The organism is Acetobacterium malicum subsp. dehalogenans DSM 11527 (genome assembly GCF_000472665.1).
Lineage (GTDB): Bacteria > Bacillota > Clostridia > Eubacteriales > Eubacteriaceae > Acetobacterium > Acetobacterium malicum.
The window spans coordinates 74,591-88,227 of the sequence record NZ_KI421449.1 but is presented as its reverse complement, the minus strand read 5'-3'; the positions used below and the strand labels follow the sequence as shown (position 1 = coordinate 88,227).

The window sequence follows — 13,637 nt, the reverse complement described above, 5'->3', positions numbered from 1 at the left end:
CCAGATGAAGGCAATATCGCGTCGACATAATTCTACGATCCGGTCAATTGCCTTAACACCCCGCATATTGGCATAAACCAGCACGGCGAACAGCATAATCGGATTGTATCCTTTTCTTCCCTGATGTGAATATTTTTCCAGCAGACTGGCATAGTTTAAGTCCTCCAAAACTTTTTTCAGGGTAAAGACGGGATCGTCGGATGGCAAACCGATCTGATACAGATTGAAATTTATTTTTTGTTGTCCTTTTTCGAAAAATTCTGTATAATATGTATTCATGTGTAGTTACATTATATTCTGTATGTGTAACGGAGGGAAGATGGTTTTTTTAGCCATCTTTTTTCTTTGCCAAAAAATCAAAAGGGAGTCTGATGTTGACCATCAAACTCCCTTTTTGGCTGAGGCTATTTCCCGACAGCCCCTTTTTGATAGACGCACGCAAATAAAACCTTTTTCTGTCTCTCGCAGAGTTTTGCATAAACAGGCAGGTCTTCTGGCTCAAGCGTCAACATTACCTCCTACCTTCCCATATGACTACAGTGGCATTCTTGGAGGAACTCTTCTTTTACAGCGGCGGGACCGCGGGGGATTTTCACCCCTTTTCCCTTTTAATCGGCCTGCAATACAATGGATTGCAACCGACACCTGTTCGATTTTTATTCAATTTATTCGTTTTTGTTAAACGATCTACTTCTTAATTGGCAAACTACTTGGTTTTTTTCAGACCCGACTTACCGTCTTCCTGCTTTTTCCGTTCCACAAATCGTCCCATTACAAAAGCAATAATTCCTACGCCGATACCGGTCTGTAAACAAAAGAACAAGCTTTCAACTTCACCGGGGATTTCACCATTAATGGCCGTTTCAAAAATCGGGGTAAACCAGGGTTCATACTCCGTTCCGGTAATCTCCGAAATCGCCACGCTACCGGCATCGTCCGATCCGCCGAATTCAGCATCCTGGAGGATGAACAGCGGCACGATGGCAATCAGGGCTACCAATATCAATAAACCAATCACTGTTTTTTTTGTTGCTGTCATTATTTTACACCTCCGGTAAGATATCCCAGATCATTCAGTTCTGGCTGCGCATAGGTTTCCAGTCCGATAATGATGACAACGGTCAGAATCCCTTCAATAATAGCCAGTGGTACCTGGGTCGGTGCAAAAACCGCCAGGAACTTAACCACTGAAGCCGCAACGCCGCCGCTTTCTGAAGGATAGGCTAAAGCCAGCTGAAAAGCGGTGATACAGTAAGTAAATAAATCCCCGATGGCCGCTGCCAGAAAAACCCCAACATGGCGGTTAATCTTTATTTTTTTACACAGAATGAAAATACCATAGGTCATAAATGGCCCAGCAATTGCCATTGAAAAGGTATTGGCACCCAGGGTTGTCAATCCCCCATGAGCCAGTAGAATAGCCTGAAATAATAAGACAATAACTCCCAGAATACTCATCGGCGCTGGTCCGAATAAAATCGCCCCCAACCCAGTTCCGGTCATATGCGAACAGCTACCGGTTACGGATGGTATTTTTAACGATGATAACACGAAAACATAGGCTCCAGCCATCGCCAATAAGGTAATGGTTTTAGGATTTTCCTTGAGGTTCTTTTTTATCGCCATGTAACCGGCAATTAAAAATGGGATACAGATCACGCCCCAGGCCACACTAAAGCCCACCGGCAGATAGCCTTCCATAATGTGCATGGCACTGGCCACCGGGGTAAACCCGAATACCAGCGCGATGGCTGCTGCAACCGCAATAAATCTTTTTTCTCTGATGTTTAAACTTGTGTTCATTGTTCCTCCTCTTGTTTTTTCACTTGTTGTAACTATATATTAAGGGTTTGCAAAACTCTTGAGCGCTCTTTTCAAATTTCGCAAAGCCATCTTAATCTTTAATCATCGCATTCCTTGTCTTTCCTCGCTAAAACATCGCACTGATGATTCAGGATAATGCTAATTATTTTTCCAATAAGATCTTTAGTTCCGCAGGGCTGGTGGGATAATCGTTGGTGTTCTTAACCATTTTTTTCTCTACCAGCATTTCATAGACATCCAGCATCGCCGGCCGTTTCAGATTGGCCTGTTTAAGAACCTCCCGGTTCTGAAAAATCTCCAGCGGCGTGCCATCAGCAATAATTTTACCCTGATTAAAAACAATCGCCCGCTCGGCCCAGCGATAGGCAAAATCGACATCATGGGTGGAGATCAGCATCGTCTTGCCTTCTGCTCCCAGTTTTACCAACACCTCTTCCAGCATCTGGGCATTGAGAGGATCCAGGGCCGCGGTCGGTTCATCAAAAATGATCACCTCCGATTTCATGGCAATGATGTCGGCAATTGTGACCCGCTTTTTTTCACCGCCACTTAAATAATGGGGCGGGCGATCCTTAAAATCGAGGATGTTCATATAGGTTAGCGCCTCATCCACCCGGCGGATGACTTCTTCTCGGGGCAGCTTTAAGTTCATCGGACCAAACCCAACCTCAGCCATGACGGTGGATGCAATGATCTGGTTATCAGCATCTTGAAAAACAATGCCGATGTTTTTGCGCAGTTCTTTTAAATTTTTTTTATTAATGACGGTGCCCTGATAGCTGATTTCGCCATGATCAGCCGTCAGCACCCCGTTGGCATTAAGAAAAAACGTCGATTTACCGGAACCGTTGGACCCGATCACGGCAATCTTTTCACCTTGATAAATATTGATACTAACCCCTTTCAGGGCCGGATTTCCGGTTCCATAGCTGTAATGCAGATTGTTGACTTTAAGTATTGGTTCTTTCATATATTAGACCTTTCAAAGTGGATAATTATTTCGTAACATACCAAAGCAGCAACAGAAAAAATAGAAACCCTGCTGCGATAAACAGATGGCTAATTTGAAACGGTTTTTCCTCCTCCAGAAAAACCAGGTCGCCGTCATAACCTCTGGCTTCCATGGCAGTATAGTAGGCATTGGATTTTTTTAGTGAAACCACCAGCAGATTGCTGGCAACACTGCCAAAGGTAGTGCAGGATGTTTTAAAATCACAATAGCCCTGCCGGGAATCCGCCGAATTTCGCATGTTATTAAAAACATCCAGCAGAATAAAAATATACCGATAGATCAGATTCATCAGTTCAATAACCAGCTTGGGCACATGGGCTTTTCGGAGTACTCCTATAATTTCGGCCGACGGTGTCGACAAGGTCATCATGATCATCGCACTGATGGCGCCAAAAACCTTCAGCATCAGCACTGCCATTTCCTGGAGTTTGTCAACCGATGTAAAGATATAGCCCAAGCCGAGATAGAGATTAAACTGACCCAAGGGCTGACGGGAAAAGTCAACCCCGATGGCAATGGTTCCCAGCAGGATAAAGGTCAAGGGAATCAGTAGTACTGACAGATATGCCGATAGCGGCAGCCCGCCTTTTACCACAGTCAGGAAAGCCATCCCGAGAATCACGGCGATCGACACAAAGGGATTGTTCAACCCAATGCATAGCAGCAGGGTAGTAAATGAAAAAGCCACCTTAAAGCCCGGGTTCCAATGTCTGATTTTCGAAGCATAGGCATAGTAATCAATAGCTGATCCTTCTCCATGTTTGTGACCGATTTTATGGTGATACGTCGCTTGATGTTGGGCTTTTTCACTGGTTTTAATAAAGTTGATCGATTTACCTACACTATTTTCCATTTAAATTATTTACCTTTCAGTATTTCCAATTACTGACACAATCAACCCGCATCAATTCTATCCACACATTTCACCAACTCTTCCACCGAACTGAATTTATTGTTGCAGCACGCTTCGATCCGATCGACCAGGATGATTTTTATCCCCAGCTTTTTAGCGGCATTGATCTTGTCGACCACGCCCCCCATATTGCCACTTTCTTTCGTCACCAGAACCGACGCCTGGCAATATTTGAACAATTCGATGTTTAAGGCCTCGTTATACGGTCCTTTAATCGCGATCATATTTTTGGGACTGAATCCCAGGCTTTCGCATTTGCTTAAAACCTTCCAGTCCGGCAACACTCTCAGATAAACCCGCTGTGAATAGTCGGGAATTTTTTTAAACGTCTCAATCTTATTGCTTCCCAGAGTCAGCAGAATATTACCTTCGCAGTTCATCAGGACATCGCAAGCTTCCCCATAGTTCTTGACAATGGTTATCTCCGGGTCATCCTCATAGCTCACCCGCTCCCGCTCATAACGAATATAGGGCAGGGCTTCTAATTTGCAGACATTGATGGCATTGCGGGTTATTTCTGTTGAAAAGGGATTGGCCGCATCAATTAAACAGGCCGGTTTAAGCGTTCTGATTAATTCGGTAATATGCTCCTTGTTCAGTTTGCCCTGATAAATATCCAGATTTTTGAACTCATCCAGCATGCCGGCACCCAATCGAGTGGTGACCGTTACTGCCGCGTCATGTTTTTTTTCTAATAGTCTCTCGATTACTGTCTTTGCATCGGTTGTCCCGGCTATTACTAATACTTTTGACATCTTGCTCCATCACTCTCTATTTACATTTTTGCACAAAAAAACCTCATTATCTCTAAACAAGACAATGAGGTCGCAAAAATGCGCACAAAAATAAACCTCCTCCATCTCTCGTAGAGTTTGAGATATACAAACAGGCAGGTCTTCTGGCTCAAGCGTCAACATTACCTCCTGCCTTCCCAACAAAGTGGTGGCATTCCTGGAGGAACTCTTCTCTTACAGCGGCGGGACCGCGTGGGATTTTCACCCATCTTCCCTTTTCACCGGCTTATAATACATTGATTACAGCCGACACCTGTTATATTATTATTAAATTTAAGTTTCAATGTACTATATCAAATAAATTAAAATTTGTCACGGATTTTTTTGCAAAAAAAAGTTGAACCACTCTTCTCTGAAGATAGTCCAACCTCTTTATTTTTTACTTTAGTCTGCAAGTAATCCAAAACACTATGTTTTAGTATTCTTCCCGGACTCCAAATTCGGCATCTTCCACCCATTCATCTGGTCGTTCAACCAGCGTGATCAGGTTATCAAAGATTTTAAAATGATTTTCTTCCTGTTTGACCAGGTAACCAAATAGTTTTTTGGTCTGTTCATCTGTTGCTTCGGCCAAAAATTTCTGATAGAGTTCAATGCTGTCTTTTTCCATTTGCAATGCCATTCGATAGACATCCAATTGATTGGGAATTTTTTCAAATTTGTTCTTGAACTCACTCCGATCTTTAAAGACGTTGCCAGTATCTGCCAATGTTTCATTATCGGCTAAGTCATAGGTTATTTTTTCCAGCTCGTTTTTTAACAGTTTGGCGTGACCGTTTTCGTCCTCTGCCAACAATAAAAAAACGGCATTTAAGCTATTATCCTGATTGTTTTCTGCTTGTTCCCGGTAATACTTTTCGCCATCGAGTTCCATCTTTATTGCAAATTCAATACTATTCATTCACTTTCACCTCAATATTAATCAGGATTCTATTCCTGGAACCTCTTTTTCCCACTGGGCGATAAATTCCACCATCTCGTCTTTCATAACTGGTATCCGGGTGCCCGTTGCCCCGCAATGCAGACACTTGCCGTTCTTGAATCCCTGTTCGGTACACTTATCCAGAACTTCCTGATCACAACCGTAGTTCCCGCATTCCGAACAGCGAAAAACCGGATTTTTACAGGGATGCTCATCCTTATTTCCGGTACAGGTGGCAATGTTGGCCTTTTCTTCAGCAGTCATGTCGATATGTCTTTTCTGGTTCATTTTACCGCCTCTTGGCCATCGTTTGTTGTTTGGCATTACCTTTGGCATTAAATCACTCCTCACAAAATAAAATTTGTTAGGTGTTTGCGTAACTGACATGGTTTTCGCATTTACCTATACGATGTACTATCGATATACCCTTAATCCCATCATTTAATCAACCAATTTTAAATAAGCGCCGTAACCTTGGGCTTCCATTTCGTCGGCCGGAATAAAGCGGAGGGCTGCACTGTTGATGCAGTATCGCAAGCCCCCGGTAGTGATCGGGCCATCCTCAAACACATGACCCAGGTGGGCATCGCCGGTGACGCTACGGACCTCGGTTCGCTTCATCCGTAGCGTAGTGTCACTGGGTTCTTTGACCACTTTCGGGTCAATCGGCTTGGCGAAACTGGGCCAGCCGCAACCCGATTCAAATTTGTCACTGGACGAAAAAAGCGGTTCCCCGGTGGTGATATCGACATAAATGCCTTTGCGGTATTCATTATAATATTCATTCTGAAACGGCGGTTCGGTGGCATTTTTCTGGGTCACCGCGTATTGATCCGGCGTCAGGGTTTTTACTAAGGTGTCCTGATCTTTTTTTTCGTATTTCATACTGATTCCTGCCTTTCTTGTCATTGTTCTATTACTACCCCATCTTCCCGAGCGTTAATCAGTCTTCAATAATTTTAAGAAAGGTTTCAAGATCATTCACCGGTTGCTCACAGCGGTAATTTTTACAGATATAGGCCGTCGGTTCGCCATGAATCATCTGCTGATTGACAGCAAACTCATTGATCTTTTTCAGATCGGTTTCGCTTTTGTTGAAAAGCACCACTGAAAAAGGTAAAAACTGCTGGTTCAAGCGGCGGTTCATTTCCCGGATCGTCGTATCCTTCTCATATCCGGCAAAGACTACCTCGGTGGTTGGCTGTTCATGGAATAATTTTGCACAGAGCATCATCGTACTGGCCATTGGCGCCTGATTCAGGTTTCCGGCAAAATAGGCGAACATGCCATTGACAATATCAATATATTTTTGTTCCCCGGTTATTTTTCCCAATTTAAGCAAACAATAGGCGGCCAGGGAATTGCCTGATGGCTTGGCATTATCATAAACTTCCTTGGGCCGGGCAATCAGTTGTTCGGCATCATTTCCGTATAGAAAAAAACCGGCGGTGCCAAATTCATCACCGAAGAGGTTGATCATATCCACTGCCCGGACAATCGCTTTTTCCAGATAGTCAGTTTTAAAGCTGGCCTGATAAAGCTCCAGATATCCCCAGATGAGACTGGCATAATCATCCAGATAAGCCAGGATTTTGGCCTCACCCTTTCGATACCGGGCATAGAGACGGCCATTGCGCCTGGTCATGTTGGTTTCAATAAAGGCCATCGCCTCTTCGGCCTGTTTGATATAGACGGTCTTATTGAATATCCGGCCAGCCATGGCTAATGCTGCAATCATCAGACCATTCCACGAGGTCAGGATCTTATCATCCTTATGGGGATGAACCCGCTTCTCCCGCTGGGCAAAGAGATCCGCGGTCATCTCATCGAGGGCTTTTTCCAGCTCCGGATTGGCTTCGATCAGATCGAGATCGCTATTGATCATATTGATAATGTTCTTGCCCTCAAAATTGCCTTTGGGCGTCATCGGATAGAACTTAAAAAAGACCTCGGCCCGCTTTTTGCCCAATATTTTTTCGACCTTATCCATCGACCAGAGATAGAACTTACCTTCTTCACCTTCCGTGTCAGCATCCTCGGCACTGTAAAAGGCGCCATCCGCAGAGCGCAGATCGCGATTGACATAGGTGATCGTTTTTTCGGCTATTTTTTTATATAATTCATTACCGGTGGCCTGATAGGTTTCAGCATAAACCATAATCATCAGGGCATTGTCATAAAGCATTTTTTCAAAATGGGGAACCAGCCATTGTTCATCGGTTGAATAGCGGGAAAAGCCAAACCCGACATGATCAAAGAGTCCGCCCTTGTACATCTGCTGCAGGGTTTTTTCCACCATCACCAGGGCATCCGGTTGTTTAAAGGCCTGATAGCAACGCAATAAATAGAACAGATGATGAGGGGTCGGAAATTTAGGGGACTTACCAAAGCCGCCGTAGCGATCATCAAAGCTTTCATCAAAAAAATCGTAGGCATCAAAAAAAATCGTCCGCTTTATTTCCGTTTCGCCTTTTCTTTCCTCCAGGTCATTTAGCAGTCCGGTCATCTTGTTGGCTGAATGGACAATGTCTTCATTATTTTTTCGCCACTGACTTTCAATCCCCAGCAGCACATCGATAATGCCAGGGTGTCCGTAACGGGACTGTTTGGGTAGATATGTGGTGACATAAAAGGGTTTTCGGTCGGCGGTTAAAAAAACATTAAGGGGCCAGCCGCCCTGACCGGTGCTGACCTGGGAAAAGGTCATATAAATCTGATCAATATCCGGCCGTTCTTCCCGGTCCACCTTAATGCTGATAAAATATTTATTCAGGATTTCTGCCACGCTGTCATCCTCAAAGGATTCTTTTTCCATCACATGACACCAGTGACAGGTGCTGTAGCCAATCGAAAGAAAAATTGGTTTATCCTGTCTCTTGGCGAGATTGAACGCCTCATCCGACCAGGGATACCAATTAACCGGATTATAGGCATGCTGTAATAAATATGGACTCATTTCATGAACAAGTCGATTCGCTTTCTTTTGAACGTCGTCGAGTGGCATTTTTCTTCAACTCCTTTTTGTACTATTCACTGATTAAAATCATTCTTATTGCTATTATGATTCGCAACCTTTAACTTCGGCTTTAATTTACGACTCAAAATTTAGAAATTCCGCTTCCAGGCGATTGTTGATCACCTTGTAAAAAACAACACTGATAGCTACGCTGATCATCATAAACATACCATACCCCAGTAAAGGGTTGATAAAATATCCCAGCAAACCACAGACCCCAATCAGTAGCCCGGTATAGGCCATACCGACAAAAAGCGTGATGACCACATTCATATTGTTTTTGATCGCCTTTTGAGGATTATCCCAATTAAGCAGCGGTCGGTTCATATCCATGAACAGTCCAAATAGCAAAATCGGCAATGATCCCAGAATCCCCAAAATGACGGTTACCAGTAAAGTGGACAGGGTTAAGGGGAAAATGAACTGAATCGAGATGATGGTAAAAACGATCCCCAGACTTTGAATCAGCATTGCGACGCCAGTACGCCCGACGATCTGGTCCCTGGCCGTCACCGGGATCATTCGGGTCAGCCAGGAGGCCTTCCCTTCCCGGGAAAAGGTGGTGGCGGTGGTGGCAGAGGTGCCGCCAAAAAAGATAAAAAAGGCAATCAGTAAATAGTTGATCAAAAGCGGCATCGCTCTAAAAAAATCCTGCATCCCCTGTAGATCTTCCGGGGGGATTTCAATAAATGACACGCTGAGGAGAATGCAAAGCGGGGCAATAATAACCACGCTGATATTATTGAAAAAGTAAACCGGCGTCCGTAACAGCAGCCGCAAATCCATGGTAAATACCGCCATCGCCCCATGACTTTTTTTACCCAGGGCTTTGTTGCGCTGGGCACCGCTTAATTGTTTACCCTTTTTGATGGTTTTTCCACTGACAATACTTTTCAGATAAACCCGCTCCCCGATTGCAACCATCAGGGCACCGGATAACAAGGTAATTCCCAACAGGGCACCCACCCAGGCAAAAGACATCAGGGTGATTTTATTCAGCGTCCAGGCCATTAAAAAGCTGGTTGGCATAATATAGCCAATGATATTTAAAAAGCCCTCGTTGTTCGTCAGCATCGTATTCATCAGAAGCTGAAAATCAACCTCATCACCATTCCCCAGTTGACTGGTAAACCAGATCTGCACTCCAAATATAACAACAAGGCCGATAAAGACGAAAACGATCTGCAACATGTCTTTCCGGCCTTTGAGAGACGCTGATTGCATCATCAGCATAATCAGGGCGGTCATCAACGACAGCGGCAGCACTGGAATGGTCAGAAAGACCAAAAAGGATAACAGCACATAAAGTAGTCCCATTCCCTGACCAACCCCATAAATAATCAAAATTGGTCCAAAAATGAAAGCTGCAAAAATATATTCAAAGACCAGAATACTTAAGAATTTTGCCACAATCAGTTTTCTCTGGCTGATCGGCAGCGGGATCAGTTCTTCGATATTGTCGGAAAAATAAAATTCTGACAGAATATACATAACCCCAAAAACGATAATCAGTACTGTTGCCATAATATAGCCGATACTTAAAAAAACGGAGGTCTGATTAATCATTGTCAACCCAAAATACGTGGCGGACATTAATGAAACGTACATAAAAAAGGCCGGGATCAGGGCGACCGGTACAATAATCAGGGTAAATAACTGTTTGTAAAACTCTTTTCTATTAAATTTCTGATTATAAAAAAACAATGACAGTCCCAATGACTCATTGATAAATAATTTGGTTAAATTAACTACTTCTTTCATTACTCGGTCAACTCCAGAAAAATATTTTCCAATGATTCCTGACTCCCGGCTTTTTCCCGAATCTCAGCCATGGTTCCCACTTCGATAATCTTACCCTTTTTAATAATGGCAATCCGGTCACAGATTTTTTCGGCCACATCCAGAACATGGGTGGAAAAGAACACCGACCGGCCCCGATCGCAATGGTCGCGCATAATCTTTTTCAACTCAAAAGACGCCTTGGGATCCAGACCGACCATCGGTTCGTCGAGGATAAATACCTGGGGATCATGGATCAGTGCCCCCACCAGGGCCAGTTTCTGCTTCATCCCATGGGAAAAGGATCCGATCGGATCGTTGACGGCATCTTTGATTTCAAAAATATCCAGGTATTTCTCGATCCGTTCCTGTCTTTCTACCGCTGGTACCTGATAAACATCGGCCATAAATTTCAGATACTCAATGCCCTTAATCTTTTCGAACAACTCCGGACTATCTGGCACATAGCTGAATTGTTTTTTTGCCGCCAGGATATCGTTCTGATTATCAATCCCATTAATCGTAATTTTACCGCTATTGGGAGCCAGCAGACTGACAATCATTTTAATGGTGGTCGTTTTTCCAGCCCCATTGGGTCCAACAAATCCAAAGATTTCACCCGGATATACTTCAAAGCTGACGTCATCGACGGCTTTTTCATTTTTATTACCATAGGTTTTTGAGATATGTTCAAGTTTCAGCATAGTCGCTCCTTAATTCTTTATGATTCTGTTTATTTTAACACAACACCGACATTTTGAGCGGGTAAAATTTAATATTGTTTTTAGAAACTAAGCTTACAATAGAGAAAATAAACCATTGCTATTCCAAAAGAGTAACTGGTCCACGATGATATGGGCGAATATCACAGCCGTGACCATTTATTTTTTTGGAATTGCCTGATACCTTTAGGAAAGCAGGTGACCGCGTGATCACACAAAATGAAATTGCAGCTTTGAAAGCCCAGGGGATCTTAGCCCAGCAGCAGGAGGGTTATTTTTCCATTCGAGTATTAAGCCGGGCCGGAAATTTCACTTCAGCAGAATTCCAGACTCTGGCGGAAATCACCGCAAAATATGGCCGGGGTTATCTGGGTGAAACGACTCGATTGGCCATTGAAATTCCCTGGATCCGTCACGACGATATTGAAGCCGTTAAATCTGCCCTCACCGCCGGCGGCCTGGTTTACGGTGGCACCGGTAAAAAGGTCCGGCCTCTGGTTGCCTGTAAGGGCACCGTTTGCCAACATGGTCTTTATGATACCCAGAAGCTGTGCGGCATCTGCCATGACCAGTTTTTCGGCCGCGACCTTCATGCCAAAACAAAAATCACCTTTGTCGGCTGCCCCAACAATTGCGCCAAGGCCAACACCAATGATATCGGCTTGGTGGGACAGGCCTATATTCAATTTGACTGGGATGCCTGTATTAACTGTGGAAAATGCACCAAGGTCTGTCGGGCTCAATCGCTGACGATGCTCAATCAAAAGCTCCTTTGGAATGAGCGAAAATGCGTCAATTGTGGCAAGTGTGCCCAGGTATGCACCACTGGTGCGATCACCGAAGAGGTTCGCGGCATTGCCGTTTATCTGGGTGGCCGGATGGGTCGGGGTTACCGCTTCGGCGACCGCTTAACAGACTTGTATGCCGCCGCAGAAATTCCCACTCTGATTGAAAAAATTCTGGCTACCTATCTGGAACTGGGCAAAGACGGTGAACGGATTTCTGCCGTGCTCGACCGCATCGGGATCAATGCCTTCGAAGATTCTTTGCAGGAACGGCTGGAAGATTAACTAGTATCTTTTAGCAAACTGGTACCGAACGAACAATAAAGGGAGCTGATTTTTCAGCCCCCTTTTATTGTTTTTACTCCGTATATTTTACCGAATTTTTCTTTGTTCTAAAATTCTTTGTTACTATAAATCCGTAGCGAAATAAAAAAGGAAACAAACACCATTATGACGGTAAAGCCAAGCAGCAAAAAGAAATAAATCAATGGATTGGCCGCTTCCGGCAGAGGGATCTTTATCTGTGTAAACAACAGAATCAGTCCGGTGGGAATCAGGGCACAGAGGAACATCATGATCCGGGCTTTTTCGGTGCCAAATCGGTAAATTAACGGAACCATCAATGAACCAAAACTAAAAGCAATCAAATAGAGCACTCCAATAGTGACCAGAACTTCCGTAGAAAAGCTTTGTCCCATGATTACGCTGCCGACTGCTCCGACGATTAAGGCCAATACCACCCCCAGGGTGTTTAAGAGTGCCATCACCAGATATTTACTGAGCACCATTTCTTTTCGGGTTACTGGCATGGTCAAGGCGTAAGCGTCCCACTTGGCCAGATCATCATAGCTAATCGTGGTCACCACCATCATCGCAAACATCAGGATAATCATCCCAAAGACAAAACCATTTCCCTGGGGTATGTAAATAACCGCAAAAACGAAAATCATCACTCCCAGCATTTTGAATGTACTTTTTAAGTTAAGCAGATCTTTTAAAATCAATCCCTTCATTATTTTCCCCCCCTTATATAAAACAACATAATTTCTTCAATGGTTACCCCATCAACAACAGCCTCGGGATATTTTTTCCGAATGGCCACCTTGTCATTCACCAGCACCTCAAAACTGAACTGATTTTTGCGATAACGGATATATTCATCGCCCTCAAGCTTACGAAAATCTTCTTCGCCACATTTTAAAACCCCCATTTTAGACAGCAGGTTCTCTTTTTCCTGATCCAGCAGAATTTCACCCTGATGAATAAAGACAATATAGTCAGCGATTTTATCGAGATCACTGGTAATATGGGACGATATCAAAATGGAATGTTCTTCATCCTGGATAAACTCCATAAACACGTCCAGAATTTCCTCCCGGACAATCGGGTCCAGTCCGCTGGTGGCTTCATCTAAAATCAGCAACTCTGGTTCATGGGATAGCGCCACCGCAATCTGCAGCTTCATTTTCATCCCCCGGGAAAATTCCTTGATGATCTTATTTTCCGGGAGCTTGAATTTTTTCAGATACTGCTGATACAATTTCTGATTCCAGTTTTTATAGATACTGGCCAGCATCTTTGAGATATCACCCGTTTTTAAATTGTCGTGAAAGTTGCAGCCATCCATCACAACGCCGACTGATTCTTTTATTTTTTTCTCATCTTTTAAGGTATCCATTCCCAGCATCTCAATGGTTCCCCCATCCCGTTTGACCAGATTCAGGATTGCTTTAATGGTTGTTGTTTTGCCGGCCCCATTCTCACCGATAAAGCCGACGATACTACCCTTAGGCACCTTAAAGCTGACATCTTTGAGTTGAAAATCCTGATAATTTTTGTTTAAATTTTTAATTTCAATGGCATTAATCAT

16 protein-coding genes and 2 riboswitches are annotated in these 13,637 nt (G+C 43.8%); of the genes, 1 reads left to right on the top strand and 15 read right to left on the bottom strand.

Annotated elements, in window-relative coordinates; translation table 11 throughout:
- The 13 genes from A3KS_RS0118845 to A3KS_RS0118780 form a co-directional block, all read right to left on the bottom strand.
- Positions 1-279 (bottom strand): transposase (locus tag A3KS_RS0118845; RefSeq protein ID WP_026396217.1); only part of this gene is annotated, 279 nt, incomplete at its 3' end.
- A 49-nt stretch (positions 280-328) separates the two neighbouring features.
- Positions 329-502, bottom strand: a complete 174-nt coding sequence (locus A3KS_RS23675; RefSeq protein ID WP_156913377.1) for a hypothetical protein — start codon at positions 500-502, stop codon at positions 329-331.
- Positions 467-664: riboswitch (cobalamin riboswitch) on the bottom strand. Its footprint overlaps the gene before it by 36 nt.
- Before the next feature lie 42 nt (positions 665-706).
- The gene (locus A3KS_RS0118835) at positions 707-1,039 is read right to left on the bottom strand and encodes an energy-coupling factor ABC transporter substrate-binding protein (protein ID WP_026396215.1); all 333 of its coding nucleotides are present in this window, start codon (positions 1,037-1,039) and stop codon (positions 707-709) included.
- The gene (locus A3KS_RS0118830; RefSeq protein WP_026396214.1) at positions 1,039-1,803 is read right to left on the bottom strand and encodes an energy-coupling factor ABC transporter permease; all 765 of its coding nucleotides are present in this window, start codon (positions 1,801-1,803) and stop codon (positions 1,039-1,041) included. Before A3KS_RS0118830 ends, A3KS_RS0118835 begins: the two co-directional genes overlap by 1 nt.
- A 163-nt stretch (positions 1,804-1,966) precedes the next feature.
- Positions 1,967-2,794, bottom strand: coding sequence for an energy-coupling factor ABC transporter ATP-binding protein (locus A3KS_RS0118825; protein WP_026396213.1), 828 nt, complete (start codon positions 2,792-2,794; stop codon positions 1,967-1,969).
- A 25-nt stretch (positions 2,795-2,819) separates the two neighbouring features.
- Positions 2,820-3,689, bottom strand: a complete 870-nt coding sequence (gene cbiQ, locus A3KS_RS0118820; protein ID WP_026396212.1) for a cobalt ECF transporter T component CbiQ — start codon at positions 3,687-3,689, stop codon at positions 2,820-2,822.
- 41 nt (positions 3,690-3,730) lie between these two features.
- Entirely contained in the window at positions 3,731-4,504 is a 774-nt protein-coding gene (gene cobK / locus A3KS_RS0118815) for a precorrin-6A reductase (RefSeq protein ID WP_026396211.1), read from the bottom strand.
- Positions 4,505-4,620: 116 nt separating this feature from the next.
- Positions 4,621-4,815: riboswitch (cobalamin riboswitch) on the bottom strand.
- 143 nt (positions 4,816-4,958) lie between these two features.
- Positions 4,959-5,444, bottom strand: coding sequence for a ferritin-like domain-containing protein (locus tag A3KS_RS0118805; RefSeq protein WP_026396210.1), 486 nt, complete (start codon positions 5,442-5,444; stop codon positions 4,959-4,961).
- A 21-nt stretch (positions 5,445-5,465) separates the two neighbouring features.
- A complete protein-coding gene (locus A3KS_RS0118800; RefSeq protein ID WP_156913375.1) occupies positions 5,466-5,801 on the bottom strand; it encodes a hypothetical protein in 336 nt (111 codons plus the stop codon).
- Between the two features lie 105 nt (positions 5,802-5,906).
- Entirely contained in the window at positions 5,907-6,350 is a 444-nt protein-coding gene (msrB, locus tag A3KS_RS0118795; RefSeq protein ID WP_242834798.1) for a peptide-methionine (R)-S-oxide reductase MsrB, read from the bottom strand.
- A 58-nt stretch (positions 6,351-6,408) separates the two neighbouring features.
- Positions 6,409-8,469, bottom strand: coding sequence for a thioredoxin domain-containing protein (locus A3KS_RS0118790; protein WP_026396207.1), 2,061 nt, complete (start codon positions 8,467-8,469; stop codon positions 6,409-6,411).
- Positions 8,470-8,556: 87 nt separating this feature from the next.
- Positions 8,557-10,242, bottom strand: a complete 1,686-nt coding sequence (locus A3KS_RS0118785; protein WP_026396206.1) for a hypothetical protein — start codon at positions 10,240-10,242, stop codon at positions 8,557-8,559.
- Positions 10,242-10,964, bottom strand: coding sequence for an ABC transporter ATP-binding protein (locus A3KS_RS0118780; protein WP_026396205.1), 723 nt, complete (start codon positions 10,962-10,964; stop codon positions 10,242-10,244). The genes A3KS_RS0118785 and A3KS_RS0118780 overlap by 1 nt, the downstream gene beginning before the upstream one ends.
- Before the next feature lie 224 nt (positions 10,965-11,188).
- Here A3KS_RS0118780 and A3KS_RS0118775 point away from each other — a divergent pair, with 224 nt between their 5' ends.
- On the top strand, positions 11,189-12,052 hold the full coding sequence (locus A3KS_RS0118775; protein ID WP_084505081.1) for a 4Fe-4S binding protein: 864 nt from the start codon (positions 11,189-11,191) through the stop codon (positions 12,050-12,052).
- 107 nt (positions 12,053-12,159) lie between these two features.
- Here A3KS_RS0118775 and A3KS_RS0118770 read toward each other — a convergent pair whose 3' ends face one another.
- Positions 12,160-12,780 (bottom strand): ABC-2 transporter permease, encoded by a 621-nt coding sequence (locus A3KS_RS0118770; protein ID WP_026396203.1) that lies wholly within the window; start codon positions 12,778-12,780, stop codon positions 12,160-12,162.
- Entirely contained in the window at positions 12,780-13,637 is an 858-nt protein-coding gene (locus tag A3KS_RS0118765; RefSeq protein WP_026396202.1) for an ABC transporter ATP-binding protein, read from the bottom strand. Before A3KS_RS0118765 ends, A3KS_RS0118770 begins: the two co-directional genes overlap by 1 nt.

Bases quoted from the DNA above. Each gene is read 5' to 3' on its own strand.
- cobK (WP_026396211.1), bottom strand. From the start codon at position 4,504: ATGTCAAAAGTATTAGTAATAGCCGGGACAACCGATGCAAAGACAGTA.
- A3KS_RS0118835 (WP_026396215.1), bottom strand. From the start codon at position 1,039: ATGACAGCAACAAAAAAAACAGTGATTGGTTTATTGATATTGGTAGCC.
- A3KS_RS0118805 (WP_026396210.1), bottom strand. From the start codon at position 5,444: ATGAATAGTATTGAATTTGCAATAAAGATGGAACTCGATGGCGAAAAG.
- A3KS_RS0118780 (WP_026396205.1), bottom strand. From the start codon at position 10,964: ATGCTGAAACTTGAACATATCTCAAAAACCTATGGTAATAAAAATGAA.
- A3KS_RS0118830 (WP_026396214.1), bottom strand. From the start codon at position 1,803: ATGAACACAAGTTTAAACATCAGAGAAAAAAGATTTATTGCGGTTGCA.
- A3KS_RS0118790 (WP_026396207.1), bottom strand. From the start codon at position 8,469: ATGCCACTCGACGACGTTCAAAAGAAAGCGAATCGACTTGTTCATGAA.
- A3KS_RS0118765 (WP_026396202.1), bottom strand. From the start codon at position 13,637: ATGATTAATGCCATTGAAATTAAAAATTTAAACAAAAATTATCAGGAT.
- A3KS_RS0118785 (WP_026396206.1), bottom strand. From the start codon at position 10,242: ATGAAAGAAGTAGTTAATTTAACCAAATTATTTATCAATGAGTCATTG.
- A3KS_RS0118825 (WP_026396213.1), bottom strand. From the start codon at position 2,794: ATGAAAGAACCAATACTTAAAGTCAACAATCTGCATTACAGCTATGGA.
- cbiQ (WP_026396212.1), bottom strand. From the start codon at position 3,689: ATGGAAAATAGTGTAGGTAAATCGATCAACTTTATTAAAACCAGTGAA.
- A3KS_RS0118800 (WP_156913375.1), bottom strand. From the start codon at position 5,801: ATGCCAAAGGTAATGCCAAACAACAAACGATGGCCAAGAGGCGGTAAA.
- msrB (WP_242834798.1), bottom strand. From the start codon at position 6,350: ATGAAATACGAAAAAAAAGATCAGGACACCTTAGTAAAAACCCTGACG.
- A3KS_RS0118770 (WP_026396203.1), bottom strand. From the start codon at position 12,780: ATGAAGGGATTGATTTTAAAAGATCTGCTTAACTTAAAAAGTACATTC.